Raw genomic sequence first — 25,834 nt, forward strand, 5'->3', positions numbered from 1 at the left:
TAGGTACGACGTATTCAAGAGGTCGAGACCCAAACGTCATACTTTTTGTTCCCGAACCGTGCCCCGTACGCTTGCCCCATGACCACCGAAGGCCAGGGGCTTCATACGCATGTACTGGACACCCTCGGCCTCGCGATCACCGCGGGCGAATACCCCCAGGGCAGCGTTCTGCGCACCGACGAAGTGGCGCAGCGCTTCGACGTCTCGCGCACCGTCGTCCGCGAAGTGGTCCGCGTCCTCGAGTCGATGCACCTCGTGCAGTCCCGGCGCCGTGTCGGTGTGACCGTGCGCCCCACCGAGGAGTGGAACGTCTATGACCCGCGGGTCATCCGCTGGCGTCTCGCCGGGGCCGACCGCCCGCGCCAGCTGCGCTCCCTCACCGTTCTGCGCTCCGCGATCGAGCCGGTCGCGGCCGGTCTGGCCGCCCGCAACGCCACCCCCGAGCAGTGCGCCGAACTCACCGAGTGCGCGCTCGGCATGGTCGCCACCTCACGCGGCCACCAGCTGGAGCGCTATCTGGAGCACGACATCGCCTTCCACCGCGTCGTGCTGAACGCCTCCGGCAATGAGATGTTCGCGCGGCTCGGCGATGTGGTGGCCGAGGTGCTCGCGGGGCGTACGCATCACCAGGTGATGTTCGACGACCCCGATCCGGCGGCCGTGACCCTGCATGTCCAGGTGGCCGAGGCGGTCCGTGAGGGCGATGCCGCGCGGGCCGAGGAGATCACCCGCCAGATCGCTGTCGGGGCGCTCGCCGAGCTGGACGTGCTGGCTCCCTGAGCCTCCGGCGGGGCGCGGTCCCCGATTGGCGCGTCCCTCAATGACCTTGGTTTACTGCGCCGTAACCTCTGAAACACCTCAGATCTATTCCTGCGTGACCTTGGCCACTGCCAGAATCGCAGGGTTGCCTTGATTATGTGCCGTCGGGCCATGGCACGGTGACAACCCCCCCACCGGCCACGGCCGGGACCGCCCATCCTCCCCTCACGAAGGCGAACCCCTCCATGAGTGACCGCACCACCGCGGCCGAAACGCTCGCCGCCGGGGCTCCGGCGAAGAGCGCCCCGCACGTCGACGCAGGCGACGCCGGCTACAGCAAGGACCTCAAGTCCCGCCACATCAACATGATCGCGATCGGCGGAGCGATAGGCACCGGCCTGTTCCTCGGAGCGGGCGGCCGGATGGCGGGCGCGGGCCCGTCCCTCGCCATCGCCTACGCGGTCTGCGGTGTCTTCGCCTTCTTCGTCGTCCGCGCGCTCGGCGAACTGGTCCTCTACCGCCCGTCCTCCGGTGCCTTCGTCTCGTACGCCCGTGAGTTCATGGGCGAGAAGGGCGCCTTCGCGGCCGGCTGGCTCTACTTCCTCAACTGGTCGACCACCGCGATCGCCGACATCACCGCGGCCGCCACCTACGTCCACTTCTGGGCCATGTTCAGCGACATCCCGCAGTGGATACTCGCGTTGATCGCCCTCGCGGTCGTCCTCACCGCCAACCTCATCTCGGTGAAGTACTTCGGCGAGATGGAGTTCTGGTTCGCGATCATCAAGGTCGCCGCGCTCGTCGCCTTCATGCTGGTCGGCATCTTCCTGGTGGTCACCCAGCACCCGATCGACGGCCACACCCCCGGCTTCTCCACCATCACCGACAACGGCGGCATCTTCCCGATGGGCATGCTGCCGATGCTGCTGGTGATCCAGGGCGTCGTCTTCGCGTACGCCTCCGTCGAGCTGTGCGGCGTGGCAGCGGGCGAGACCGAGTCCCCCGAGAAGATCATGCCCAAGGCGATCAACTCGATCATGTGGCGCGTGGGTCTGTTCTACGTCGGCTCGGTGGTGCTGCTCGCACTGCTCCTCCCGTACACGGCGTACTCCGGCGACCAGAGCCCGTTCGTCACCGTCATGGACAAGCTCGGCGTCCCGGGCGCGGCCGGCGTGATGAACCTCGTCGTGCTGACCGCCGCCCTGTCCAGCCTGAACTCCGGCCTGTACTCCACCGGCCGCATCCTGCGCTCGATGGCGCTGTCGGGCTCCGCGCCCAAGTTCACCGGCCGGATGAACAAGGGCCAGGTTCCCTACGGCGGCATCCTGCTGACCGCGGGCTTCGGTGTCCTCGGCGTCGCGCTCAACTACAAGATGCCCGGCCGGGCCTTCGAGATCGTCCTGAACTTCGCCTCGATCGGCATTCTCGGCACCTGGGGCATGATCATGCTCTGCTCGCTGCTGTTCTGGCACCGTGCGCAGGACGGCCGGGTCACCCGCCCCTCCTACCGGCTGCCCTGGGCCCCGTACACCCAGATCGTCACGCTGTTCTTCCTCGCCGGCGTGGTCTTCCTGATGTGGTGGGGCGGCGGTGTGGGCCGTACGACGGTGATGTTCCTGCCGCTGATCGCGGCGGCGCTGGTCGGCGGCTGGTTCGTCGTCCGCGGCCGCGTGAACGCCATCGCGGCACAGCGCCAGGACGCCTGACGCCCCTTTGCGCCCAACCAGAGCCGCTCTAGCGGAGTTGGGTTGCTCGCCGCGAGGGTTGCTCAACCGATGGTTACGGTCGCTCCGCGGGGCGGCCGGGCCATCGGGTCAGCCGCAGGCGGCTCTCGAAGCGGCACGGCTCTCCCGTCACCGGATCGGTGAACTCCAGCACCTTCGCGAGGAGTTGCAGCGGCCGGGAGTAGTCGTCGGGCCCCGGCTCCCGGACGAGCGGATAGACCGGGTCGTTCAGGAGCGGCAGCCCGAGGCTGTTCATATGGACCCGCAGCTGATGGGTGCGGCCGGTGGCCGGCAGCAGCCGGTACCGGCCGAGCCCGCCCCGGTGCTCAAGCAGTTCGATCCGGCTCTCGCTGTTCGGCTCGCCCGGCTCCTCGCGAGCCGCCATCACCCCGCGCTCCTTCACGATCCGGCTGCGTACGGTCGCGGGCAGGACGACAGCCGGGTCGTACGGCGCCACCGCCTCGTACTCCTTGCGCACCAGCCGGTCCCGGAACAGCGTCTGGTACGACCCCCGGTCCCCGGGCCGTACGACGAAGAGCGCGAGCCCCGCCGTCAGCCGGTCGAGCCGGTGCGCGGGCTGCAGCTCGGGCAGTTCAAGATCGCGGCGCAGCCGGGCCAGCGCCGTCTCGGTGATGTGCCGGCCGCGCGGGGTGGTGGCGAGGAAGTGCGGCTTGTCGGCGATCACCAGACGCTCGTCGCGGTGGACGATCCCGACCTCGAAGGGCACGCGCTCCTCGGGTGCGAAATCCCGGTGGAACCAGAGATACCGCCCGGCGGTGTACGGCTCGTCCGCGGCGACCGGACCGTCCGTGGAGACGATGCGCCCCTCCCGGAACAGGGCATCGACCTTGTCCGCCCCGATGGCATCGGCGTACCGCGCGAGGAGATGGTCGTACACCGTCCTCCACGCACCGTCCGGATCGGCGGGCAGCCGCAGCCGCACCGGATCGATCCCGTCGCGCTGGGGGAGCGGCGCGGGCGGGGCCTTGTGTCTGCGTCTCACCGACGTGACTGTATGCGCACCGCCTTGCGGACCGGCGGAACGAGAAGATCCCCACGGGAATCCGTGGGGATCTTGGTGGTGTCCGAGGGGGGACTTGAACCCCCACGCCCGATAAAGGGCACTAGCACCTCAAGCTAGCGCGTCTGCCATTCCGCCACCCGGACAAGGTGTCTGTCTCGCGGCCCTGGGCCGTTCCGACGTGGAAAACCATAGCAAACATTCGGACGTGCCCGATCACGCCCCAGTCCTTGTGACGGGCGCATGACGGCGGACAGCCGCCCTTGGGGTCCGGGCCCGCTCGCGGCAGGATGAGGGGGAACCACCAGCAGCGACAGTGGGAGGAATCAGCGTGAGCGAGTCGAACACGGCCCGTACCGTCTCGGGCGAGGACGAGGTCGTGGACCTCTGTCGTGAGCTGATCCGCATCGACACCAGCAACTACGGCGACCATTCGGGGCCGGGGGAGCGGGGCGCCGCGGAGTACGTCGCGGAGAAGCTCGCCGAGGTCGGACTCGATCCGAAGATCATCGAGTCCCACAAGGGGCGGGCCTCCACGGTCGCCCGCATCGAGGGCGAGGACCCGTCGAGGCCCGCGCTGCTCATCCACGGTCACCTCGACGTCGTACCGGCGAACGCGGACGACTGGACCCACCACCCCTTCTCCGGCGAGATCGCCGACGACTGCGTCTGGGGCCGGGGCGCGGTCGACATGAAGGACATGGACGCGATGACCCTCGCGGTCGTACGGGACAGGCTGCGCAGCGGCCGCAAGCCCCCGCGCGACGTCGTGCTGGCCTTCCTCGCCGACGAGGAGGCGGGCGGCACTTACGGCGCACGGCATCTCGTCGACAAGCACCCCGACCTCTTCGAGGGTGTCACCGAGGCCATCGGTGAGGTCGGCGGCTTCTCCTTCACAGTGAACGAGAATCTGCGGCTCTATCTCGTCGAGACGGCGCAGAAGGGCATGCACTGGATGCGCCTCACCGTCGAGGGCACCGCGGGGCACGGGTCGATGACCAACAACGACAACGCCATCACCGAGCTGTGCGAGGCCGTCGGCCGGCTCGGGCGGCACAAGTGGCCGGTCAGGATGACCAAGACCGTACGGTCGTTCCTGGACGAGCTCTCCGACGCTCTCGGCACGCCGCTCGACCCGGAGGACATGGACGCGACGCTCGCCAAGCTCGGCGGCATCGCGAAGATGATCGGCGCGACCCTGCGCAACTCCGCCGCCCCCACCATGCTGGGCGCGGGCTACAAGGTGAACGTCATCCCCGGGCAGGCCACCGCCCACGTCGACGGGCGCTTCCTGCCGGGGTACGAGGAGGAGTTCCTGGCCGACCTCGACCGGCTGCTCGGCCCGCGGGTCAAGCGGGAGGACGTGCACGACGACAAGGCGCTGGAGACCAGCTTCGACGGAGATCTGGTGGATGCGATGCAGGTCGCGCTCAAGGCCGAGGACCCCATCGCCCGGGCCGTTCCGTACATGCTCTCCGGCGGCACCGACGCCAAGTCGTTCGACGATCTGGGCATCCGCTGCTTCGGCTTCGCGCCGCTCAAGCTGCCGCCGGAGCTGGACTTCGCGGGAATGTTCCACGGGGTCGACGAGCGAGTGCCCGTCGACGGTCTGAAGTTCGGTGTGCGGGTGCTCGACCGCTTCCTGGACCGGTGCTAGCCCTCGGGCTCAAATCTGCTGAAACGAAACTCCAATAATCGTCAGTGCGTGCGCACTTGACTGAAAAGAGTGAAAGAAAGCATGGGCTCGTAGCCCCCCTGCCTCCTCCTCGTTACAGGTGGTGCGGTCCGCGGCTGGGACCGCATTGCCAACAAGGAGGAATAATGATCAAGAAGGTCGTCGCTGCTGCGGCTGCCACTGGCGGTCTGGTGCTCGCGGGTGCGGGTATGGCCATGGCCGATGCGGGTGCCCAGGGTGCCGCTGTGCACTCTCCCGGCGTGCTCTCCGGAAACGTCGTGCAGGTGCCCGTCCACGTGCCGGTGAACGTGTGCGGCAACACGGTCTCCGTGATCGGGCTGCTGAACCCCGCCTTCGGCAACTACTGCGTCAACCACTGACGTTGCGACTCGGCCCGTAAGGGCTTGGGTTTGAACCCGGGCGGTCCCGGAGTGCGCGCCATGCACTCCGGGGCCGTCGGGCATTCCGGCCCCGGGCCCGACGTCCGGGAATTCCTGAAGCGGAAAGCAGGGAATCACCTATGCGGCAGTTCACTCGCAAGGGTCTGATCACAGTGGCAGCTGCGGGCGGGGTACTCGCCCTCGGCGGCGGTTATGCCCAGGCAGATGCCGGGGCGCACGGAGGCGCATCGAATTCGCCGGGCGTCGCGTCCGGAAATTCGGTCCAGGTTCCGGTTCACATTCCCGTCAATGCGTGCGGGAACACCATCAATGTTGTCGCGCTGCTCAACCCGGCGTTCGGCAACCACTGCAGCAACGTCTCCGGCAACGAATCCGACGACGGCGGGTACGGCGGCGGCGGCTCCGACGACGGCGGGTACGGCGGTGGCTCCGGCTCCGACGGCGGCGGGTACGGCGGTGGCTCCGACTCCGACGGCGGCGGGTACGGCGGTGGCTCCGACTCCGGCGGTGGGGCCCACGCCGGAGGGGGGACCAGCGACTCTCCGGGCGTCGGCTCGGGGAACAACATCCAGGCCCCCGTCGACGTCCCCGTGAACGCCTGCGGGAACTCCATCACCATCGGCGGCCTGCTCAACCCCACGTTCGGCAACGACTGCGACAACAACGGCGGGGGCCACACACCGCCCGGTCACCCCGATGAGCCCGGTAACCCCGGCCACCCGGACGAGCCCAAGAACCCCAGTCACCCCAGCACGCCGCACGTGCCGAACGCTCCTGGCGCACATTCCGTCACACCGCCCAAGGGCACTGAGCAGCTCGCGCAGACCGGTTCCGGTCCGCTCGGCATGCTGGTCCCGGCCGGTGCCGGTTTGCTGCTGGCGGGAGCGGTGCTCTTCCGCCGCGCCCGCGCCTCCGCGTAACCACGCGATCACCACGCGGCAAGGCCGTACGAAGCTGTACGAATGCGCATGAAACGGAGCGGGTCCCGCGGTCGAGGGGCCCGCTCCGTTTCACTCAGTCGTCACCAGGTGGCGCGCACCTGACGAATGATGCGTCGGCGCAACCGCACTCTGCGGCTGCCGTCCCGGCGCAGACTCAGTCGGTCCAACTCCCAGTGTCCGTACTCGGCATGGTCGGTCAGCAGACGGGTCGCTTCCTTGCGGGAGACCCCGCGCGGGACGTACACGTCGACAAATTCGTATTCCGGCATCGCATCTATTGTGCGGGCAGAGCCCCAGTACGGATAGCGTCTGCACTATGTCTGATGCTGCGCAGCCCACCGCTGCCGAGGTACGTGCCGCCGCCGAGGCGGTCAAAGCCGCACTGGACCGTCACCTCACGGCGGTCGAGAACCGCACGGGTGAGGACGACCCGGCCGTTTACGACGCGTTCAACGCCCTTGCCGCGGCGGCGGAGGCGTACGACGAACGCCTTTATGACCGCTACGACGAGGTGACGCCTTTCGAGATCCCGGGCGCGGACGATTCCCTGCCGCCCTACGCGGGTCCCGAGGAGCCGAACGCGCTCAGCGTGCTCATTCGCCGGGACTACGCGGTGGTCGAGCCGCAGCGGCTGCTCGCACAGGCACAGCGCATCGCCGATCTGGACCCAGAGGAGGACCGCCCGGAGAACGTCCCGGTGGTCGGTACGAGCGTGCATGCGGCGCTCGGCGTGCTCTTCGGGGAGTACGAACCGGATGAAATCGCCTCCCGGCACAAGGAATTCGGCCTGGAGGAGGGCGACTCCACGCTGTGGGTGTCGGCCGCGGACGATCTTCCGGAGCCGGGGGAGTGGCTGAGCACGCCCTTCGACCAGGCGGATCCGCAGCGGGTGGTGTGCCGCTTCGACGTGAGCTCGGTCTTCGACGAGGACGAACTGGGCGAGGACCTCGACGACCTCGACGAGGTGGAGTCCTGACCGGGCTCGCGGTTGATCTGTAGCGCAGGCCCCCGTCGCCTCCCGGCGGCGGGGGCCTCGCGTCTTCCCGTCTACGGCGTCGGGGCGAGCAGCCCTTCGAGCAGGGTCCGCAGCCGGGTCGTACGGTCCTGGGACGGGATCTCCGCCACCGCACGCGGCAGTGCCTGGTCCACGCCGTGCACCACCGACAGATGACGCTCGCCGCGGCTGAACGCGGTGTAGACCCACGGCCGGCTCAGCCCCTGCGCCGCGTCACCCGGCAGCACCACCACCGCCGCGGGCCAGCGCATCCCCGCGGCCTGGTGAGCGGTGAGCGCCCAGCCGTGGCGCACTGCCGAATCGACCCGCTCCTTCGGTACGACGACGGGCGTGCCCTCGCAGTCCAGGTGCAGGCCGTCGGCGTCCGCCGAGACGACGGTGCCCGCAAGCGTCCGGCCGAGCGCCGGGGCATAGGCGACCCGGTCGCCCGGGTCGAAGCCGCCGAACCGGCCGGGACCGGGGTTCAGCCGCTGCTTGAGTGCCACGTTGAGCGCGCGGGTTCCGGCGGAGCCGCCGTGCCCGACGGTGATCACCTGGGTCTGCTCCGGCGGCACCCCGATGGCCCGCGGCACCGAGTCCGCGACGAGCTGGACCGTACGGTGGACCGCCTCGCCCGCGTCCCGCACGGGGACGATGACGACCTCCTTGCCGGCCGCCTCCACCTGGTTGAGCTCGCCGATCCCGATGCCCGACACCAGCTCCCCGATCGGGCCGGGGTCCGGCGTCCGGGAGGCGATCTGCGGGCACACCCCGGCTGCCAGCACATCCGCGAACACCCGGCCCGCGCCCGCCGACCACAGCACACCGGGGTCGCCGCTCAGCACCAGACGGCTTACGTCCGGCATCGACTCGACCAGCATCGCGGCGGTCTCCACATCCAGCTGCGGCGCGTCCAGCACCACCAGCAGGTCGAGTGCGAACGCCCCGTCCTCGTCCCTGCCCGGCCCCTCCGAGCCGGAGAGCAGCCCGGCGACGGTGACCGCGGCGGGACCGAGCCGCCTGCTGCCGTTCTCGCTGTGGACCGCGATCACCGCGCGAAGCCCCAGCGCCTCGGCGGCCTCGGCCAGCGCGACCGGTTCGGCGCGTGCCGCCTCGCCGCCGGTGTGCGCGACCAGACCGCTCGCCGCGACAGCGCGGATCAGCTCGCTCGGCTTCGCCGCATCCCATCGGGCGTCGGCGCCTGTCTTCGCCAGCCGCGCCAGGCCGTCCGCGAGGCTCTCCTCCGCGAGTGCGTATCGGTCGAGGCCCAGCAGCACCGGCAGGGCGGGCTGCTCGGATGCTTCTTCCCCCTCCGCCGCCTGCTCGATCTCCTCCACGCCGTCCTGGAAGACCAGTACGGCGCCCTCGGCGATGGCCTGCTGCAATGCCTCGTCCGGATCCGGCACCGACCGCTCGGCCAGCGCACCGCGCACGGCCGACGACTCCAGTGCGGTATGCCCCCGCAGCGCCGCGCGCTCCAACTGCCAGTTGACCAGGGCCGTCGCCCGGCGCTCGTCTCCCGGGCCGCACTCCGCGCCCAGCAGCGCACGGGCGAAACCGTCGGCCTGCTCGGGCCGGACGCCCGGCACCGACAACAGGTGCCACGGGTCCTCGCGCAGAGCGTCCGCGGCCTGCTCCCCGAACGCCTCGGCGACCTGCGCCGCCAGCGCCTCGGGTGCACCGCCCTCGTTCAGCACGGACCGTACGGCGGTGACGGTCTCCGGCGCGGTCGCCCGGGGTGTCCCGGCGGGCTCGGGAACCCGCGGCCCTTCCGGCTCGGCCGCCGCGGGGGCGGGGCGCCTCGGCGCGGGTGCGGGGGAGTCGAAGAAGGCGGTGCCGGACTTCTCGCCGCTCTCCACCGCCCGTACCGCAGCGAGCAGATCGGCGGCCGACCCGCTCAGCTTGGTGCCGGCCTCGATGGGACCCGCCTTCTCGGCCTTCCGCTGCTCGATCCTGGCCCGCAACTCCCGCTGCGCGGCAAGCTCGGCCTCGGCCTCGGACGGCTCGGCCGCCTTCTCGGCCTCACCGGCCCCGGTGTCCGCCGAGCCCTCCTCGGGCGCGGTGGCCTCAGCGGTGTCGTCGGCGGTGGCGTCCGCAGCCTCGGTGGCGTCCGCGGCCTCGGTGGCGTCCGCGGCCTCGGGCGCGTCCGGCTCGGTCACAGCGTGCTCCAGTCCTGGTCGGGGTATCGGTGCACGGGCGCCGACACATCGTCGAGCGCCTGGCAGATCTCGTCAGGAAGACTAAGCGTCTCCACTGACAATGCGGCCGTGAGCTGCTGCGCGTTACGCGCGCCGACGATCGGCGCCACCACTCCCGGCCGGTCCCGCACCCACGCCAGCGCCACCTGGAGCGTCGTCGCCGCAAGACCGTCCGCCGCCGTCGCCACTGCATCCACGATGCTGCTCGCCGCCTCGTCGAGATAGGGCTCCACGAACGGCGCCAACTGCTCAGAAGCACCCCGCGAATCCGCCGGAGTCGCGTGCCGGTACTTCCCCGTCAGCACCCCGCGGCCGAGCGGCGACGAGGGCAGGAGCCCGACGCCCAGGTCGAGCGCCGCGGGCAGCACCTCCCGCTCGATCCCCCGCTGCAGCAGGGAGTACTCCATCTGCGTACTCGCAAGTCGCGTCCGCACGCCCGGCGATGCCAGCTGCCAGGTCGCCGCCTTCGCCAGCTGCCAGCCGCAGAAGTTCGACACGCCCGCATAGCGCGCACGCCCGCTGCTCACCGCGATGTCCAGCGCCTGGAGCGTCTCCTCCAGAGGGGTCTCCGGATCGAAGGCGTGGACCTGCCACAGATCCACATAGTCCGTGCCGAGGCGCTCCAGCGAGGCGTCCAGCGCGGCGAGCAGATGCCCCCGCGAGCCGTCGAAGCGCCGGTCCGGATCCGGCACGCTGCCCGCCTTCGTCGCTATGACCAGATCGCGCCTCGGCACGAGCCGCTCGACGAGCTGCCCCAGCAGATACTCGGCATCCCCGCCGCCGTACACATCGGCGGTGTCGACCAGCGTGCCGCCCGCCTCCCAGAACGCCTTCAACTGGTCGGCAGCGTCATGCTCATCGGTGTCCCGGCCCCATGTCAGGGTGCCGAGCCCGATCCGGGACACGCGCAGGCCGGTACGGCCGAGATGCCTCTGCTCCATGGGCGCTGAGATTACTGGCCATGGGCCCACCCTGAGAGAGCCTGTGGACAACCTCCCCCTGCCGGATAGCCCGAACCCGCGCTAGAGTCCCCGGAACAGGGACGTTACTGATCAGTAAGAGGGAGCGGTTATGCGGCTCGGCATCAACCTCGGCTACTGGGGCGCTGGGATGGACGGCGACAATCTCGCGGTCGCCAAGGAGGCCGACAAGCTCGGCTACGACGTCTGCTGGGCCGCCGAGGCGTACGGCTCCGACGCCCCCACCGTCCTCACCTGGGTCGCCGCGCAGACCGAACGCATCGACGTCGGCTCGGCCATCATGCAGATCCCGGCCCGCCAGCCCGCCATGACCGCGATGACCGCCGCAACGCTCGACTCCCTCTCCGGCGGCCGCTTCCGCCTCGGCCTCGGCGTCTCGGGCCCGCAGGTCTCCGAGGGCTGGTACGGAGTCAAGTTCGACAAGCCGCTCGCCCGCACCCGTGAGTACGTCGAGATCGTCCGCAAGGCGATGGCCCGCGAGCGCCTTTCGTACGAGGGCGAGCACTGGACGCTTCCGCTGCCGGACGGTCCGGGCAAGCCGATCAAGCTCACCGTGCACCCGCAGCGCGAGCACATCCCGCTCTACATCGCTGCGATCGGCCCCAAGAACCTTGAGCAGACCGGTGAGATCGCGGACGGCGCGCTGCTGATCTTCCCGTCCGCCGACCACCTCGAGGACACCGCGATCAAGTACCTGCGGGCGGGCCGCGAGAAGGCCGGACTGACGATGGAGGGCTTCGACGTGTGTCCGACGCTGCCGCTCGCGGTCGGCGACGACGTCAACGGTCTTGCCGACATGTTCCGTCCGTACACCGCGCTGTACGTCGGCGGGATGGGCAGCCGAAAGCAGAACTTCTACAACCAGCTTGCGCAGCGCATGGGTTACGAGAAGGAAGCGGCCGAGATCCAGGACAAGTACCTGTCCGGCGACAAGGCGGGCGCGGCGGCGGCGGTTCCGCACCAGCTGATCGACCAGACGACACTGCTGGGCTCGGTGGAGCGGATCGCCGAGCGGATGCAGGCGTACGCCTCGGCCGGAGTCACGACGCTGACGCTGGCCCCGGCCGGCTTCACACTCGACGAACGCCTCACCGCGCTTCGCGCGGGCACGGAGGCCATGGAGCGCGCCGACCTGGCGTAAAGTCCCCGGCCGATCGCCTGCCTGCGCCCACTGGCCGTGGTGCCCGGGTGACCATCTGGGCCGCCCCGGCCCCGGGAAAGCCGAAAACAAGCCTGCGGCCGTGGTGGGGGCTCGGGGGGTCTTCCCCGCCACGGCCGTCATGCAGCACAACGCCCGACAGCCCCTCCGGGTTACTCCCCGGACCCGCTTCGTGGCGCGGATCGCCGTCGTCCGTTCGGCCGAGTTGTACGACGTACCTGTTGCCTCGCCTCCCGTACCGCATTTGACTCTTTATTTGCGGACATCTTCGTGGAGGTGCAGTGATGCTTTCGGCTCGAAGTCTTTTCCAGGAAATCGTCGACAGCGACGACGCCTTCCAGCTCTTCTGCTCGATCGCCGCCAGCGGGGAGGCGCAGGGCGGCTGGGAGAACGGCCGCATCGCCGCCCTCGTACCCGAGAGCATGCATGCCCTCGCACCCAAGATCGCCCGCCACGGCGCCGACGAGGACAAGCACGGCAGACTCTTCAACGCCCTGCTCAAGAAGCGGCATCTGGAGCCGGTGCCCGTCCCGCCCGAGACCGACTACACGATGCTGCTCGAGAAGCAGGGCATCGGGCTCACCCACGAAAAGCTCCGCCGCGACGAGCCGCTGACCGAGAACGACATCGTCGTCTATCTCTCGCACAGCCGGGTCACCGAGCAGCGCGCCGCCGACCAGATGGACATGCTGGTGAAGTGCTTCGGCGACCACCCCGAGCTGGGCAAGACCATCACCATGATCTGCAACGACGAGGACAACCATCTGGCGTACTGCCACGAGGAGTTGCTCCGCCTGGCCGCCGCGGGTCACGGCCACACCATCCAGCGGGTCCTGCGCGAGAGCGCCCTCGCCGAGATCAGGGTCTACCGCGATGTCAGCCTCGCCGTGATGGACCACATGGGACGGCTGCTGCACTGGCCCCGGCCCAAGTCCGCCGCGCTGGCCGCGGGGATCCACGCGATGTACGGCTACGAACGCCTCGCCGGCTGGCACCGGATGGTCGGCCTGCGGATGCCGGTGCGCCGGGGCGCGCTGGACGGGCCGCCCGCCGCCGCTCCCGCCTTCTGACGGCCGGGCAACAGTAGATCTTCTACAGCCAGCCGCGGCGCTTGAACAGCCTGAACAGGCCGTACACCACCCCGGCCATCAGCAGCACCACCACGGGATACGCCCACACCCAGCGCAGCTCAGGCATGTGGTCGAAGTTCATGCCGTAGATCCCGGCGACCATCGTGGGGACCGCGACCATGGCCGCCCACGCCGAGATCTTCCGCATGTCGTCGTTCTGCCGCACGCCCATCTGCGCGAGATGGGCCGACAGGACGTCAGACAGCAGCCGGTCCAGGCCGTCCACCTGCTCGTTCGCTCGCGTCAGATGGTCGTTGACGTCCCGGAAGAAGGGTTGCGAGTGCTCGTGGACGAACGGCACGCCCATGCTCGCGAGGCGGGCCATCGGAGCCGCCAGCGGAGCCGCCGCGCGACGGAACTCCAGCACCTGCCGCTTGAAGGTGTAGATCCGCACCGCGCTGTTGCGCGAGTCACCGCCGGAGGGGGCGAAGACCTCGGTCTCCAGCTCCTCCAGGTCCACCTGGAGCTCGGCGGCCACATCGATGTAGTGGTCGACCACGGCGTCGCTGATCGCGTACAGGACCGCCGTCGGGCCGTGCTTGAGCACCTCGGGCTCCGCCTCCAGACGCAGCCGAACGGCGTGCAACGGCGCGCTTTCACCGTGCCGCACGGTCACCACGAACGAGTCACCGATGAAGACCATCAGCTCGTCGGTGGTGACGGTGTCGCTCGCCGGGTCGTACACCACCGGCTTGAGCACGACGAACAGCGAGTCGTCGTACACCTCCAGCTTGGGGCGCTGGTGTGCATCGAGCGCGTCCTCCACGGCCAGCGAATGCAGCCCGAACTCCGCCGAGACATGGTCGAACTCCTTCTCGGTCGGCTCGTAGAGACCGATCCAGAGGAAGGCGTCACCGGTGGCCCGTGCCTCGGCCAGAGCATCGGAGAAGTCGGACGGGCCCTCGGTCCGGCGCCCGTCACGATAGATGGCACAGTCCACGATCACGTTGGGCATTCTTCCCCGCGCGCGGCCCGGGCGCACCCCTCGGCGCGGGTCGGCCTAGGCTGACCGGCATGGCCACGCTGATCCTCGTACGCCACGGACGCTCCACCGCCAACACGGCGGGAGTGCTCGCCGGCTGGACTCCCGGCGTCTTCCTCGACGAGCGCGGCGCCGCGCAGGCGGCCGCGCTGCCGGAACGACTCGCCGATGTGCCGCTCGCCGCGGCCGTCAGCAGCCCGCTGGAGCGCTGTGTGCAGACGCTGCAGCCGCTCCTCGACGCCCGGCCCGGACTGGAGCTCCAGACCGACGAGCGGATCGGCGAGTGCCACTACGGCGACTGGTCCGGTCGCAAGCTCGCCGAGCTCGCCGACGAGCCGCTGATGGAGGTCGTGCAGCAGCACCCGTCCTCCGCGGCGTTCCCCGGCGGCGAATCCATGCGGGCGATGCAGGCGCGCGCCGTCGACGCCGTACGCGAATGGAACGCGCGCGTGGAGGCCGCGCACGGCGAGGACGCCGCGTATGTGATGTGCTCGCACGGCGACATCATCAAGTCCCTGGTGGCCGACGCGCTCGGCATGCATCTCGACCTCTTCCAGCGGGTTCATGTGGAGCCGTGTTCCATCACCGCGATCCGTTACACACGCACCCGTCCGTTCCTTCTGCGGCTCGGTGACACCGGGGACTTCGGCGCGCTGGTGCCGCGCGGGAACGGCGGTGGCGGGGCCGGAGTCGTCGGAGGCGGCGCGGGCGCACCGTGATCGCTGGGCGCAGTAGGGTGGACGGGCCGAAAACCCTTATGGCCGCTCGACAGTCCACGCAACCGACCGACCCCGAGATCCCGAGGGAGACAGAACGTGTCCCGTCAGGTGTTCCTGTACGACCCGCCGGACCGCTTCGTGGCCGGTACGGTCGGGCTGCCTGGACGCCGTACGTTCTTCCTGCAGGCTTCGGCCTCAGGACGCGTCACCAGCGTGGCCCTGGAGAAGACCCAGGTGGCCGCGCTCGCCGAGCGGATCGACGAGCTGCTGGACGAGGTCGTACGCCGCACCGGGGGCAATGCGCCGGTCCCGGCCGTCGCGCCCGCGGATGTGTCGGACACGGCGCCGCTGGACGCTCCGGTCGAGGAGGAGTTCCGGGTCGGCACGATGGCGCTCGCCTGGGACGGCGAGGAACAGCGCATGATCGTCGAGGCTCAGGCGCTGGTTGAGCTGGACGCGGAGTCCGAGGAGGACCTCGCTGAGGCCGAGGAGCGGCTGCTCCAGGACGAGGAGAACGGCCCGCCGATGCTGCGCGTCCGCCTGAGCGGCGCGCAGGCCAGGGCCTTCGCCAAACGCGCGCTGGACGTGGTGAACGCCGGCCGGCCGCCGTGCCCGCTGTGCAGCCTGCCGCTCGATCCGGAAGGACACGTATGCCCGCGCCAGAACGGATACCGCCGCGGAGTCTGACGGCGCTCGACCTCCTCACCAAGGGTGAGCTCAGCGTGCGCGGACGGGTCCGCGAGGCGTCCAACGCGGTGCTGTACTGCACGGTCTCGTACGAGGGCGAACAGGCCCACTGCGTGTACAAGCCGGTCGCCGGGGAGCGGCCGTTGTGGGACTTCCCGGACGGGACGCTGGCGCAGCGCGAGGTGGCGGCGTACGAGATCTCCGAGGCGACGGGGTGGGGTCTGGTCCCGCCGACGGTCCTGCGGGACGGGCCGTACGGCGAGGGCATGGTCCAGCTCTGGATCGAGGCCGACCCCGAGCAGTCCCTGCTCGCCCTTGTCGAGGACGAGGAGCCGGGAGACGGCTGGAAGGCGGTCGGCTTCGCGGAGGTGGGCGAGGGGCGTACGGCGCTGCTGGTCCACGCGGACGACGCACGGCTGCGGCGGCTCGCGGTGCTGGACGCGGTGATCAACAACGGCGACCGCAAGGGCGGGCATCTGCTGCCGACGGCGGACGGTCATCTGTACGCGATCGACCACGGGGTCACGTTCAACGTGGACGACAAACTTCGGACGCTGCTGTGGGGGTGGGCGGGGGATCCGCTCCCGGGGGAGACGCTGTCGACCCTGGAGTCCCTGTCGGACGCCCTGTCGCCCCACGACCCGCTGGCCACCCGTCTGGCGCAACTGCTGACGGCGGCGGAGGTGGAGGCGCTGAGGGAGCGGGTGGGGGCGCTGAGGGGGGCGGGGAGGCATCCGGTGCCGTCGGGGGAGTGGCCGGCGATTCCGTGGCCTCCGGTTTAGCCCCCACCCCGCCCCTTCCCGAAACCGGGGCTGCGCCCGGGGCTGACGCCCCCGGACCCCCAGTGCGCCAGCTTCGCGGCGCGAGCCCGGGTACCCGGGCGCGCCGGCTTCGCCGCGCGGCCTACCCGACCGGTCGACGTGGGGCTGACGCCCCCGCGCCCCCAGCACGCCAGCTTCGCGGCGCGGGGTGGCCGACGGCCGTCCATCGGCAAGGGGGCCGCGCAGCGGGTGGAGCCGGGACGTAGAGCGTGATTTGTGGCGCGGGGACGCCCGCACACAGCGGTCCAGCAGAGACGCGCCGTAAATCGTGCAGTCCCGGCGCAACCCCGGAGCGGCCCCAAACGGCGCGCCCGCGCCCCCGGGCAGCCCCGCGCCCCCGGAGCGGCCCCCAAACCCGCACCTCGCGCCACCGGCCAACCCCGCGCCACCGGCCAACCCCGCGCCCCCAGACCGGCCCCAACCCGCACCCCGCCGCACCGGGCAACCCCAAGACCCGAACCCCGACCCGACTCCGGGTCGTATGCGGAAGCGGCGTCCGGTTAGGCTCATGGCATGCATGCCTGGCCCGCTTCTGAGGTCCCCGCCCTGCCCGGCAAGGGCCGCGACCTCCAGATCCACGACACCGCGACCGGTGGTCCTGTGACCCTCGACCCCGGTCCCGTCGCCCGTATCTACGTCTGCGGCATCACACCGTACGACGCGACCCACATGGGTCACGCGGCGACTTACAACGCGTTCGACCTCGTTCAGCGCGTGTGGCTCGACACCAAGCGGCAGGTTCACTACGTCCAGAACGTGACGGACGTCGACGACCCGCTCCTCGAGCGCGCCATCCGCGACGGGCACGACTGGACCGAGCTCGCCGAGCGCGAGACCGCGCTCTTCCGCGAGGACATGACCGCCCTGCGGATGCTTCCGCCGCAGCACTACATCGGCGCCGTCGAGGCCATACCCGGCATCGTGCCGCTCGTCGAGCGCCTTAGGGACGCCGGCGCCGCGTACGAGCTCGAAGGCGACGTGTACTTCTCCGTCGAGTCCGACCCGCACTTCGGTGAGGTGTCGCACTACGACACCGCGGTCATGAAGGCCCTCTCCGCCGAGCGCGGCGGCGACCCCGAGCGCCCCGGCAAGAAGAACCCCCTCGACCCGATGCTCTGGATGGCCGCCCGCGAGGGCGAGCCGAGTTGGGACGGCGGCAGCCTCGGGCGCGGACGGCCCGGCTGGCACATCGAGTGTGTGGCCATTGCCCTCGACCACCTGGGCATGGGCTTCGACGTGCAGGGCGGCGGGTCCGATCTCGCCTTCCCGCACCACGAGATGGGCGCATCGCACGCCCAGGCGCTCACCGGCGAGTACCCCTTCGCCAAGTCGTACGTCCACGCCGGCATGGTCGCCCTGAACGGCGAGAAGATGTCGAAGTCCAAGGGCAACCTCGTCTTCGTCTCCAAGCTGCGCCGCGACGGCGTGGACCCGGCCGCGATACGACTGGCGCTCCTGTCGCACCACTACCGGGCCGAGTGGGAGTGGACCGACCAGGTGCTCCAGGACGCCGTCGAGCGGCTCGGCCACTGGCGCGCTGCCGTGTCCCGGCCCGACGGGCCGTCCGCCGACGCCCTGGTCGAGCAGATCCGCGACGCCCTCGCGAACGACCTCGACGCCCCCGCCGCGCTCGCCGCCGTCGACCGCTGGGCCGCGCTCCAGCAGTCCGAGGGCGGTACGGACGAGGGTGCGCCCGGTCTGGTGTCCCGAGCCGTCGACGCCCTGCTGGGCGTAGCCCTGTAGACCCTCCGGCCGCTCCTGGACGCCAGAAGTCCAGGAGCGGCCGGACATAAGTCCATGGTCGTGTCCGCGACAACGCGCTACACACACGCCCATGAGATCTCCAACACGGTTCAGATCGGCGGTCGTTGCCGCCGTGGTCGGTCTGCTCGCCGCCTTCGCAGCGCCGACAACCGGCGCACAGGCCGAGCCCGCCGACACCACCGTCGGTGACATCACCGGGTTCGCCCACGACGGCGCCGTCTACCGGCTCACCGCCGGCCGCGCCGCCGCCCGCGTCAGCTTCGTCTCCGCCGAGACCTTCCGTATCGAACTCGCCCCGGACGGCGCCTTCACCGACCCGACCGGCAAGGACATCGTCCTGCCCCAGGGCGCGCCGCCCGCGACCAACTGGCGCGACAGAGGCGACCGGTACGAGCTCAGCACCTCCAAGGTCACGCTGCGCGCCTACAAGTCGCCGCTCCGCTTCGCCCTCCACCGGGCCGACGGCACCCAGCTCTGGGCCGAGACCAAGGGCCTGACCTGGAACCAGGACCGGACCACCCAGACCCTGGCCCGCGGCGCCGACGAGCAGTACTACGGCGCAGGAATGCAGAACGGCCGAGGCAACACCTCCCACCGCGGCAAGACCGTCGAGGTCGGCGTCGACTACAACTGGAACGACGGCGGACACCCCAACTCCGTGCCGTTCTATCTCTCTTCGGCCGGTTACGGCGTCTATCGCAATACGTACGCGCCCAACACGTACGCCTTCAACGACCCGGTGACGGCCACCGCGAAGGAACAGCGCTTCGACGCCTACTACTTCGCGGGCCCGAGCGCCAAGGACGTCATCGGTCAGTACACCAAGCTGACCGGCAAGCCTTTCCTGCCGCCCGTCTATGGTCTCGAAATCGGCGACGCCGACTGCTACTTGCACAATGCCAACCGCGGCGAGCGCCACACCCTCGACGCTCTCGAGGTCGCCGACGGGTACGTGCAGAACGACATGCCCAACGGCTGGATGCTCATCAACGACGGCTATGGGTGTGGATACGAGGATCTTGCCGAAACCGCGCAGGGGCTTCAGAGCCGCAAGATGCAGATGGGCCTGTGGACCGAGGACGGCATCGGCAAGCTCGCCGACCAGGTCAAGGCAGGCCAGCGCGTCGCCAAACTGGATGTCGCCTGGGTCGGCGACGGCTACAAGTTCGCGCTCGACGGATGCAAGGACGCGTACAAGGGGATCGAGGACAACAGCGATGCCCGCGGCTTCACCTGGGCGCCGGAGAGCTGGTCGGGCGCGCAGCGCTGCGGAGTGCAGTGGTCCGGCGACCAGTCCGGCAGCTGGGAGTACATCCGCTGGCAGATCCCGACCTACGCCGGCGCGAGCATGTCCGGTCTCGCGTACACGACCGGCGACGTGGACGGCATCTTCGGCGGCAGCCCCAAGACGTACACCCGTGACCTGCAGTGGAAGATGTTCCTGCCGGTCACGATGACCATGGACGGCTGGGCGGCCAACGACAAGCAGCCCTTCCGGTACGGCGAGCCGTACACGTCCGTCAACCGCGGCTATCTCAAGCTGCACGAGTCCCTGCTCCCGTACATCTACTCGTACGCGCACGAGGCGACCAGCACCGGCATCGGACTTGCGAGGCCGCTCGCCCTGGAGTACCCGGACGACCCCAAGGCGGCCACGGACGCGGCCAAGTACGAGTTCCTGAGCGGCGAGGACTTCCTTGTCGCGCCCGTCCACCAGGACTCCGTCAAGCGGGACGGGATCTATCTGCCCAACGGTACGTGGATCGACTACTGGAGTGGACGGACCTACGAAGGGCCGGTCACCGTCGACGGCTACAGCGCGCCGCTGGACACGCTGCCGCTCTTCGTGAAGGCCGGAGCGGCCGTCCCCATGTGGCCGGGCATCCGCTCGTACGCCGACCGTACCGCCTGCTCCGCGCTCGCCTGGGACATCTACCCGCAGGGCCGTTCGTCCTTCACGATGTACGAGGACGACGGCGTCACACGCGCACACCGCGGCGGACAGTACGCCACCCAGCGCGCCGACGTGGACGCGCCGCGGAGCGGAGCGGGCGATGTGAGCGTCCGGATCGGCGCGAGCCAGGGGCAGTTCACGGGCAAGCAGGCCACGCGCCCGTACCACTTCAGCGTGCACACCGGTGACGCGCCGAGCAGGGTCGGGCTCGACGGCCGCGGGCTGCCGAGGCTGAGCTCGAAGGCGGCGTACGAGAAGGCGGCGCAGGGCTGGTGGTACGACCAGGACGACCGCGGCGGTGTGGTGCACGTCAAGACGCCGTCCCTGCGCACCGACCGGGACTTCGAGCTGGAGCTGAAGGACACCAGCGCGGTCGGCGGAGAGGTGGCCGGAGCCGCCGCCACCGTCTCCGTCCCGGCAGGACAGGAGCTCGGCGCGGGCGTCACGGGCAACGTCGCCCTCGATGTCACGGCGGGCAGCCGCGACGCCACCGCGGTCCAGGTGTCGCTGAACGTCCCGGCGGGCTGGCAGGTGAGCCGGTCCCAGGCTGTGGACCGTATCCCGGCGGGGACCACGAAGCGCGTCGAGGTGGCCGTCACCCCGCCCAAGGACGCCAAGCCCGGAGAGGCGACGCTGACCGCGGTCGCACGCCATAGGGCGGCGGGAACTGACCGTACGGCTCTGCAGCGGTTCGCGGTCGGGGTGATGCCCGAACCGCCGGTCGCGGACGCATGGGCCAGTGAGCTTGTCTGGCTCAGCGCGGCCAATGGCTACGGTCCCGCCGAACGCGACCGCAGCAACGGCGAGTCGGGCGCGGCCGACGGGCACGTGCTGACCCTGGCGGGGAAGACGTACGAGAAGGGAATCGGCGCCCACGCCGACTCCGACATCGAGGTCTATCTCGGCGGGCGCTGCACCGCGCTGACCGCCGACGTCGGCATCGACGACGAGATCAACGGCTATGGGGAGGTGGCCTTCTCCGTCGAGGCGGACGGCAAGGTGCTGTGGACCTCGCCCAAGCTGACGGGCGCGTCGGCAACCGTGCCGGTGAATGTGCCGCTCGACGGTGCGCGGCATGTGCGGCTGAAGGTCACCGATACGAACGGGTCGAAGTCCGGTGACCACGGGGACTGGGCCGCAGCCCGATTCAGCTGCGCCTGAGGCATAGGCGGGCGCCGGGCGGGTCTGTGCCCACCCGGCGCCCTCTGTGCGGGAGTTGGCGCTACTGCTTGTTCACGATGACGGCCTGGATGACGTCGTTCGTGGACTCGTAGATCCCGATGACCTGCTGGCCGAAGGCGAACGCCTCCTGGACCTCGTCATGCGTCACCGCGTTCGGGTTGACCAGCCTGCGCCAGCCGTTGTTGATGAACAGGTAGAGGATCGAGGGCTGGCCCGGCAGCGGGGTCACGACGTCCCAGAACTTCGTGGCGATGCCGCTCGTGATGGCCTGGTTGTCGACCGCGCTCGGCAGCAGCAGCGGCTGCTGCGACTGCTCCTGGCCGAGCTGCTGGAGCAGGTGCTGGTACGGCTGCTGCTGACCGAGCTGCTGGAGCTGCTGCGCGAGCGGGTACTGGGCCTGCTGGAGCGGCGGCGCGGTGCTCGGGCCCTGCTGCCCGTACTGCTGCTGCCCGTACTGCTGGCTCATCGTGCTGGGGTTCATCTGCGGGGTGGTGCTCATGCGATGTTCACCTTCCCTTTCGATTACTCCGGCGATTCATCCGGCGACGACCAGGCCCACGACCTCGTCGTCCGAGTACCAGACGCGAACGTCCGGCCGTCCCCCCGCGAAGGCGGCATGGACCGCCTGGCGGATTTCGGGGGCGGGGTGGTTGAGGTTGCGCCACGCGCCGGCCACGAACAGCCTCATGCGCGGCGGAAGTTCACGGGGATACGGCATCAGCTCGTCCCAGTACCGCTCCGCCCGGCCGGAGCCGACCGAGGACGGGATCAGCTGAGTGACGGCCGCCTTGATGTCGGGGCGGTTGCCGATCCGCTGCGAGACGGGCCTTCCCGGGGCGTCCTGCTGCGGCGAACCGGTCCTGCGCAGGACGTCGCGTGCCTGCTCGGGGCTCATCGCGGCGAGCTGTGCGGCCCTGAGGATGCCCTGCAGGCAAGCCAGGGCACCGACCACCACCGGCGACGCGGACGAGGTGCCCGAGAAGGTGTCGGTGTACCAGGCGATCTCCTCGGCGCCGCCCTGGAGATCACCGGCCCGGTCCCAGAAGCCGCCGGTCGTGGTGACCTCACGGCCCCAGCCCTGGGCATCGACGCGGCCCCCGTAGTTGGAGAACGCAAGCCGCGAGCGGTCGGGACCGTGGTCGCGGCCGTGCGTCCCGGGCGGGGGAGCGCCCGCTCCGACGAGGATCGCCCCGGAGGACTGGTTCGACGGGTTGAAGGGGTTGCGCCACCACTCAGGGAACTCGTCCGGCCTGCGCTCGTACACCGCGTCGTCCAGGCTCTCGGCGCCGTTGCCCGCGGCCTCGACGACCAGGACGCCCTGCTCGCTCGCCCAGCGGATCGCCGCGCAGTCGTCCGGCCACCACTCCAGCGCGATGTAGCCGCGCTGGTCGTCGCGCTCCTCGAAGTCGAACCGCGGTCCCGGCCGGTGGAGTTCGACGAGCAGGATGTCGCCGGGGGAGAGCCGTTCGGCCGCCGCGTGGATGGCCGCGGCCGAGCCGATGCCCTGGAACGAGGCCGCCGCTGTCACTGACTCGGGCGCGATCCCGGTGATGCCCTTCTCGTCGCGGTCGCCGCCGATGACGCCGAGGACTGCCGTGCCGTGGTTGCGCCAGGCGATGTCCTGGACGGGGTTGCCGACGACGATGCCGGCGAGCCTGTCGGCCAGGTCCTCGTGGCCCAGCTGCCAGGCGCCCTCGACATCGACGACGGTGACTCCCTGGCCCGAGCCGCCGGGCCGCTGCCACGACCAGTACGCGTCCACCCCATCGGGCGCGGGTCCCAGATAGCCCTGGCGGCCGGTGAAGTCGGGGGTGGCGGGGGCGCCTTCCTTCAGCCGTTTGGCCTCTTCCGTCAAGGCCGCCGGTGCCTGGGCGCCCTGCGGTGCCGTCCGCGCGGGCACGGCGCCGGGTTTGACGTACGCCGTCTCGATCTCGGGCAGGGCCGCCAGCCGGGCGGTCAGCTCCTGGGCCCGGTCGCCCCCGCCCCGTACGCGATAGAAGAGCGAGAGGTCCGGCAGCGCGCCCCGGCCGGGCGGACCGGCGGGCTGCGAGGGGAGGGCGGACCGGGTCCGCTCCTCATTGCCGAACAACGGCTCCAGAGCGAGCTGCTCGTCGCTCAGGAACATGTGCAGGGCGGAGATGTCCGTCCCGGAGGACGACCGTATGCCATCCGTGCCGGCGCGCAGCCGGGCCTCGGCCCGTGCGACGACGATCAGCTCCGGCTCGGCTCCTTGATAGGTGAATCCAGCTCCGTCGGGTCCGGGTCCCGTGGTTCCGGGGCCCTGACCTGGGAGTGCCTGATCGGTCATCGCGGTGACCGCTCCCTTCGGGTGCCGTGCTCCGTGTCTGTCCGGTCTGTGCGTGTCGTGCCGTGGTCGCCACCCTGCTCCCGCCGCGGCGGGACGTCCACCCCGCTTACCTGAAATACGTTTGAAATCAAGCTGAATGGGAAGCCGGTGCATTTCGGCTTGAAGCCGATGTCACGCCGCAATTCGGCCAAACACTGCGGGGCTGCCTGCTGTGTGTTGAGGTAGGTGCGTCTGCTGAACATTTGTCGGAAGGACGCTCAATGCACCGTTCCTTCGCACGTCGAAGAGTTCTCGGGACGTTCGCGGCCCTCGGCGGCGCGGCTCTGCTGGCCCCTCTGGAGGGGGTTGCCCGCGCGGCCGAATCCACCGGGGCGCGATGGCCCACCCAATTACCTCTGCCGAATGGCTTCCAGCCCGAGGGCATCACCATCGGGAAGAGTCCGTATGCCTATTTCGGATCGATTGCGAACGGCGACATCTACCGGGCGAGCCTGGCCACCGGCCGTGGACGCGTCATCAGCCAGGGCGGTGGCGCCGCTCACCCCGTGATCGGACTGAAAATCGACCGGCGCCAGCGGCTGCTGTTCCTGTCGGGCGGCCCGAGCCGGGAGATCCGGGTCGCCGACGTCCACTCGGGGAAACTGCTGAAGACCTTCACCGTCGGCTCGGACAACACCTTCGTCAACGACGTGATCCTCACGCCGGGCGCCGCCTGGTTCACCGATTCGTTCAAGGCGCAGATCTATCGGCTCCCGCTCGACAGGCAGGACGAGCCGGGTGACGCGGTGACGACCGTTCCGCTGACGGGCGACTGGCAGCAGGGCCCGAGCTTCACGGCCAACGGTATCGAGCGCACACCCGACGGCAGCGCCCTGCTGCTGGTCAACACGGTGGTCGGCGGCGGCGGTCTGATGCGCGTCGACCCGCGCACCGGAGTCGCGCGCAGCGTCGACATCGGCGACACCAAACTCCCCAACGGCGACGGCCTGTTGCTGCTCGGCCGCACCCTCTATGTCGTACAGCAGCAGCAGAACGCCATCGATGTGCTGCGGCTCAACGAGTCCGGCACCCGTGGCACGGCGATCGCGCGCATCACCGATCCGCGCTTCAAGATCCCCACCACGGCTGCTGCTTGGGGGGACCGGATCTACTTGCCCAACGCCCGTTTCGATGTGGAGCCGACACCCGACACGACGTACGACGCGGTCGCGGTGGATCAGATCTGAGGGCTGGGCCACGAGCGGGAACGAGAGCGGGTACAAGAGCGGGGCGGCACCTCACCGGTGCCGCCCCGCTTCGTATCCGTACCTCAGTGCCGTACTCAGTCCTCCGACGAATCATCCTCGTCGGAAGTATCGGCGTCGGCATCGGCATCCGGCTCCGCGCGGGGCGGCATCGGCGGGCGGGTGCGCCCGCTCGAGGTGTCCCGCAGATACGAACTGCCCTCGCCGCCGTCGGTCGCATGCCCGGGCCCGCCGTCACGCCGCCGCAGATACCGTTCGAATTCGCGGGCGATGGCCTCGCCCGAGGCCTCGGGCAGCTCCGCGGTGTCCCGCGCCTCCTCCAGCGTCTGGACGTACTCCGCCACTTCGCTGTCCTCGGCGGCCAGTTGGTCCACGCCGAGCTGCCATGCCCTGGCGTCCTCGGGCAGTTCACCCAGCGGGATACGCAGACCGATCAGATCCTCGAGGCGGTTGAGCAGCGCCAGCGTCGCCTTGGGGTTGGGCGGCTGCGACACATAGTGCGGCACCGCGGCCCACAGGCTCACCGCCGGCACACCCGCATGTGTGCACGCCTCCTGGAGAATGCCGACGATCCCGGTCGGACCCTCGTATCTCGTCTCCTCCAGATCCATGGTCCTGGCCAGGTCCGGATCCGAGGTGATCCCGCTGACCGGCACCGGCCGGGTGTGCGGGGTGTCGCCGAGCAGCGCGCCCAGAATCACCACCATCTCGACGCCCAGCTCATGGGCGAAGCCCAGGATCTCGTTGCAGAACGAGCGCCAGCGCATGGATGGCTCGATGCCGCGCACCAGTACCAGGTCGCGCGGCTTGTCGCCGCCGATGCGGACCACGGAGAGCCGGGTGGTGGGCCAGGTGATCTTCCGTACCCCGCCGTCCAGCCACACCGTGGGCCGGTTGACCTGGAAGTCGTAGTAGTCCTCGGCGTCGAGCGCAGCGAACACCTCGCCCTTCCATTCCCGGTCCAGGTGGGCGACCGCGGTGGAGGCGGCGTCGCCGGCGTCGTTCCAGCCCTCGAACGCGGCCACCATGACCGGGTCGATCAGCTCGGGAACCCCCTCGAGCTCGATCACCCAGTGCCTCCTTCCGAAGTTCCCTTTCGTACGCCCCAACCTTACGGCTTACCCGGCGCCCGGCCGCAGCCCCCGTGCACGGCCGGGTGAACTTCCGCGCTATAGGGCATACGTCGGAGAA

The 25,834-nt window shown here is 70.1% G+C and carries 22 protein-coding genes and 1 tRNA gene; 14 read left to right on the plus strand and 9 right to left on the minus strand.

Features of this window, described 5'->3' with window-relative positions:
• Positions 1-78: 78 nt before the first annotated feature.
• Entirely contained in the window at positions 79-780 is a 702-nt protein-coding gene (locus ABZS64_RS28020) for an FCD domain-containing protein (protein ID WP_355835332.1), read from the plus strand.
• Between the two features lie 224 nt (positions 781-1,004).
• Positions 1,005-2,465, plus strand: coding sequence for an amino acid permease (locus ABZS64_RS28025; RefSeq protein ID WP_355835335.1), 1,461 nt, complete (start codon positions 1,005-1,007; stop codon positions 2,463-2,465).
• Positions 2,466-2,538: 73 nt separating this feature from the next.
• Here the strand turns inward: ABZS64_RS28025 and ABZS64_RS28030 are convergent, their stop codons facing one another.
• Positions 2,539-3,486 carry a pseudouridine synthase gene (locus ABZS64_RS28030; protein ID WP_355835338.1) on the minus strand — a complete coding sequence of 316 codons (948 nt, stop codon included), beginning with the start codon at positions 3,484-3,486 and terminating at the stop codon, positions 2,539-2,541.
• 76 nt (positions 3,487-3,562) lie between these two features.
• Positions 3,563-3,650: transfer RNA gene (locus tag ABZS64_RS28035), tRNA-Leu, on the minus strand.
• Between the two features lie 185 nt (positions 3,651-3,835).
• On the opposite strand from ABZS64_RS28035, the gene ABZS64_RS28040 reads away from it, so the two are divergent.
• From ABZS64_RS28040 to ABZS64_RS28050, 3 genes are all read left to right on the plus strand, one after another.
• Positions 3,836-5,161 carry a M20/M25/M40 family metallo-hydrolase gene (locus tag ABZS64_RS28040; protein ID WP_355835341.1) on the plus strand — a complete coding sequence of 442 codons (1,326 nt, stop codon included), beginning with the start codon at positions 3,836-3,838 and terminating at the stop codon, positions 5,159-5,161.
• A 164-nt stretch (positions 5,162-5,325) separates the two neighbouring features.
• Complete coding sequence (gene chpH / locus ABZS64_RS28045) at positions 5,326-5,559, plus strand: chaplin ChpH (RefSeq protein WP_355835345.1); 234 nt, start codon at positions 5,326-5,328, stop codon at positions 5,557-5,559.
• Between the two features lie 140 nt (positions 5,560-5,699).
• A complete protein-coding gene (locus ABZS64_RS28050) occupies positions 5,700-6,500 on the plus strand; it encodes a chaplin (protein WP_355835348.1) in 801 nt (266 codons plus the stop codon).
• A 101-nt stretch (positions 6,501-6,601) separates the two neighbouring features.
• On the opposite strand, the gene ABZS64_RS28055 is transcribed toward ABZS64_RS28050, so the two are convergent.
• Complete coding sequence (locus ABZS64_RS28055; protein ID WP_018535088.1) at positions 6,602-6,790, minus strand: DUF5703 family protein; 189 nt, start codon at positions 6,788-6,790, stop codon at positions 6,602-6,604.
• A 47-nt stretch (positions 6,791-6,837) separates the two neighbouring features.
• Between ABZS64_RS28055 and ABZS64_RS28060 the strand changes: the two genes are divergently transcribed.
• A complete protein-coding gene (locus tag ABZS64_RS28060) occupies positions 6,838-7,497 on the plus strand; it encodes a hypothetical protein (RefSeq protein ID WP_355835352.1) in 660 nt (219 codons plus the stop codon).
• Between the two features lie 71 nt (positions 7,498-7,568).
• On the opposite strand, the gene ABZS64_RS28065 is transcribed toward ABZS64_RS28060, so the two are convergent.
• Together ABZS64_RS28065 and ABZS64_RS28070 are read right to left on the minus strand one after the other, a co-directional pair.
• The gene (locus ABZS64_RS28065; protein ID WP_355835355.1) at positions 7,569-9,674 is read right to left on the minus strand and encodes an ATP-dependent RecD-like DNA helicase; all 2,106 of its coding nucleotides are present in this window, start codon (positions 9,672-9,674) and stop codon (positions 7,569-7,571) included.
• Positions 9,671-10,654: an aldo/keto reductase gene (locus tag ABZS64_RS28070; RefSeq protein ID WP_355835358.1), complete on the minus strand. Its 984-nt coding sequence runs from the start codon at positions 10,652-10,654 to the stop codon at positions 9,671-9,673. Before ABZS64_RS28070 ends, ABZS64_RS28065 begins: the two co-directional genes overlap by 4 nt.
• A 130-nt stretch (positions 10,655-10,784) precedes the next feature.
• Between ABZS64_RS28070 and ABZS64_RS28075 the strand changes: the two genes are divergently transcribed.
• A complete protein-coding gene (locus ABZS64_RS28075; protein WP_355835360.1) occupies positions 10,785-11,834 on the plus strand; it encodes an LLM class F420-dependent oxidoreductase in 1,050 nt (349 codons plus the stop codon).
• 302 nt (positions 11,835-12,136) lie between these two features.
• The gene (locus ABZS64_RS28080; protein ID WP_355835363.1) at positions 12,137-12,922 is read left to right on the plus strand and encodes a ferritin-like domain-containing protein; all 786 of its coding nucleotides are present in this window, start codon (positions 12,137-12,139) and stop codon (positions 12,920-12,922) included.
• A 22-nt stretch (positions 12,923-12,944) separates the two neighbouring features.
• Here the strand turns inward: ABZS64_RS28080 and corA are convergent, their stop codons facing one another.
• Positions 12,945-13,937 carry a magnesium/cobalt transporter CorA gene (corA, locus tag ABZS64_RS28085; protein WP_355835366.1) on the minus strand — a complete coding sequence of 331 codons (993 nt, stop codon included), beginning with the start codon at positions 13,935-13,937 and terminating at the stop codon, positions 12,945-12,947.
• Positions 13,938-13,996: 59 nt separating this feature from the next.
• Between corA and ABZS64_RS28090 the strand changes: the two genes are divergently transcribed.
• From ABZS64_RS28090 to ABZS64_RS28110, 5 genes are all read left to right on the plus strand, one after another.
• Positions 13,997-14,683 (plus strand): histidine phosphatase family protein, encoded by a 687-nt coding sequence (locus ABZS64_RS28090; RefSeq protein WP_355835368.1) that lies wholly within the window; start codon positions 13,997-13,999, stop codon positions 14,681-14,683.
• A 96-nt stretch (positions 14,684-14,779) separates the two neighbouring features.
• Positions 14,780-15,370, plus strand: coding sequence for a DUF3090 domain-containing protein (locus ABZS64_RS28095; RefSeq protein ID WP_355835371.1), 591 nt, complete (start codon positions 14,780-14,782; stop codon positions 15,368-15,370).
• Positions 15,334-16,152: an SCO1664 family protein gene (locus ABZS64_RS28100; RefSeq protein ID WP_355835374.1), complete on the plus strand. Its 819-nt coding sequence runs from the start codon at positions 15,334-15,336 to the stop codon at positions 16,150-16,152. The genes ABZS64_RS28095 and ABZS64_RS28100 overlap by 37 nt, the downstream gene beginning before the upstream one ends.
• 552 nt (positions 16,153-16,704) lie before the next feature.
• Positions 16,705-17,934, plus strand: a complete 1,230-nt coding sequence (gene mshC, locus ABZS64_RS28105; RefSeq protein WP_355835377.1) for a cysteine--1-D-myo-inosityl 2-amino-2-deoxy-alpha-D-glucopyranoside ligase — start codon at positions 16,705-16,707, stop codon at positions 17,932-17,934.
• A gap of 91 nt (positions 17,935-18,025) precedes the next feature.
• Positions 18,026-21,070 carry an NPCBM/NEW2 domain-containing protein gene (locus ABZS64_RS28110; RefSeq protein ID WP_355835380.1) on the plus strand — a complete coding sequence of 1,015 codons (3,045 nt, stop codon included), beginning with the start codon at positions 18,026-18,028 and terminating at the stop codon, positions 21,068-21,070.
• 61 nt (positions 21,071-21,131) lie between these two features.
• Here the strand turns inward: ABZS64_RS28110 and ABZS64_RS28115 are convergent, their stop codons facing one another.
• Positions 21,132-21,590 carry a hypothetical protein gene (locus ABZS64_RS28115; protein WP_355835383.1) on the minus strand — a complete coding sequence of 153 codons (459 nt, stop codon included), beginning with the start codon at positions 21,588-21,590 and terminating at the stop codon, positions 21,132-21,134.
• A gap of 36 nt (positions 21,591-21,626) precedes the next feature.
• Positions 21,627-23,399: a S8 family peptidase gene (locus ABZS64_RS28120; protein ID WP_355835386.1), complete on the minus strand. Its 1,773-nt coding sequence runs from the start codon at positions 23,397-23,399 to the stop codon at positions 21,627-21,629.
• 260 nt (positions 23,400-23,659) lie between these two features.
• Here ABZS64_RS28120 and ABZS64_RS28125 point away from each other — a divergent pair, with 260 nt between their 5' ends.
• On the plus strand, positions 23,660-24,625 hold the full coding sequence (locus tag ABZS64_RS28125) for a superoxide dismutase (protein ID WP_355835389.1): 966 nt from the start codon (positions 23,660-23,662) through the stop codon (positions 24,623-24,625).
• Positions 24,626-24,720: 95 nt separating this feature from the next.
• On the opposite strand, the gene ABZS64_RS28130 is transcribed toward ABZS64_RS28125, so the two are convergent.
• Positions 24,721-25,713: a PAC2 family protein gene (locus ABZS64_RS28130; protein ID WP_355835392.1), complete on the minus strand. Its 993-nt coding sequence runs from the start codon at positions 25,711-25,713 to the stop codon at positions 24,721-24,723.
• Between the last annotated feature and the right edge of the window lie 121 nt (positions 25,714-25,834).

The organism is Streptomyces sp. NPDC005408, assembly GCF_040606445.1.
Taxonomy (GTDB): Bacteria; Actinomycetota; Actinomycetes; order Streptomycetales; family Streptomycetaceae; genus Streptomyces.

Coding starts and splice junctions, on each gene's coding strand:
- ABZS64_RS28020 (WP_355835332.1), top strand. CDS start 79: ATGACCACCGAAGGCCAGGGGCTTCATACGCATGTACTGGACACCCTC.
- ABZS64_RS28025 (WP_355835335.1), top strand. CDS start 1,005: ATGAGTGACCGCACCACCGCGGCCGAAACGCTCGCCGCCGGGGCTCCG.
- chpH (WP_355835345.1), top strand. CDS start 5,326: ATGATCAAGAAGGTCGTCGCTGCTGCGGCTGCCACTGGCGGTCTGGTG.
- ABZS64_RS28050 (WP_355835348.1), top strand. CDS start 5,700: ATGCGGCAGTTCACTCGCAAGGGTCTGATCACAGTGGCAGCTGCGGGC.
- ABZS64_RS28055 (WP_018535088.1), bottom strand. CDS start 6,790: ATGCCGGAATACGAATTTGTCGACGTGTACGTCCCGCGCGGGGTCTCC.
- ABZS64_RS28060 (WP_355835352.1), top strand. CDS start 6,838: ATGTCTGATGCTGCGCAGCCCACCGCTGCCGAGGTACGTGCCGCCGCC.
- ABZS64_RS28070 (WP_355835358.1), bottom strand. CDS start 10,654: ATGGAGCAGAGGCATCTCGGCCGTACCGGCCTGCGCGTGTCCCGGATC.
- ABZS64_RS28075 (WP_355835360.1), top strand. CDS start 10,785: ATGCGGCTCGGCATCAACCTCGGCTACTGGGGCGCTGGGATGGACGGC.
- ABZS64_RS28080 (WP_355835363.1), top strand. CDS start 12,137: ATGCTTTCGGCTCGAAGTCTTTTCCAGGAAATCGTCGACAGCGACGAC.
- corA (WP_355835366.1), bottom strand. CDS start 13,937: ATGCCCAACGTGATCGTGGACTGTGCCATCTATCGTGACGGGCGCCGG.
- ABZS64_RS28090 (WP_355835368.1), top strand. CDS start 13,997: ATGGCCACGCTGATCCTCGTACGCCACGGACGCTCCACCGCCAACACG.
- ABZS64_RS28100 (WP_355835374.1), top strand. CDS start 15,334: ATGCCCGCGCCAGAACGGATACCGCCGCGGAGTCTGACGGCGCTCGAC.
- mshC (WP_355835377.1), top strand. CDS start 16,705: ATGCATGCCTGGCCCGCTTCTGAGGTCCCCGCCCTGCCCGGCAAGGGC.
- ABZS64_RS28110 (WP_355835380.1), top strand. CDS start 18,026: ATGAGATCTCCAACACGGTTCAGATCGGCGGTCGTTGCCGCCGTGGTC.
- ABZS64_RS28115 (WP_355835383.1), bottom strand. CDS start 21,590: ATGAGCACCACCCCGCAGATGAACCCCAGCACGATGAGCCAGCAGTAC.
- ABZS64_RS28120 (WP_355835386.1), bottom strand. CDS start 23,399: ATGACCGATCAGGCACTCCCAGGTCAGGGCCCCGGAACCACGGGACCC.
- ABZS64_RS28125 (WP_355835389.1), top strand. CDS start 23,660: ATGCACCGTTCCTTCGCACGTCGAAGAGTTCTCGGGACGTTCGCGGCC.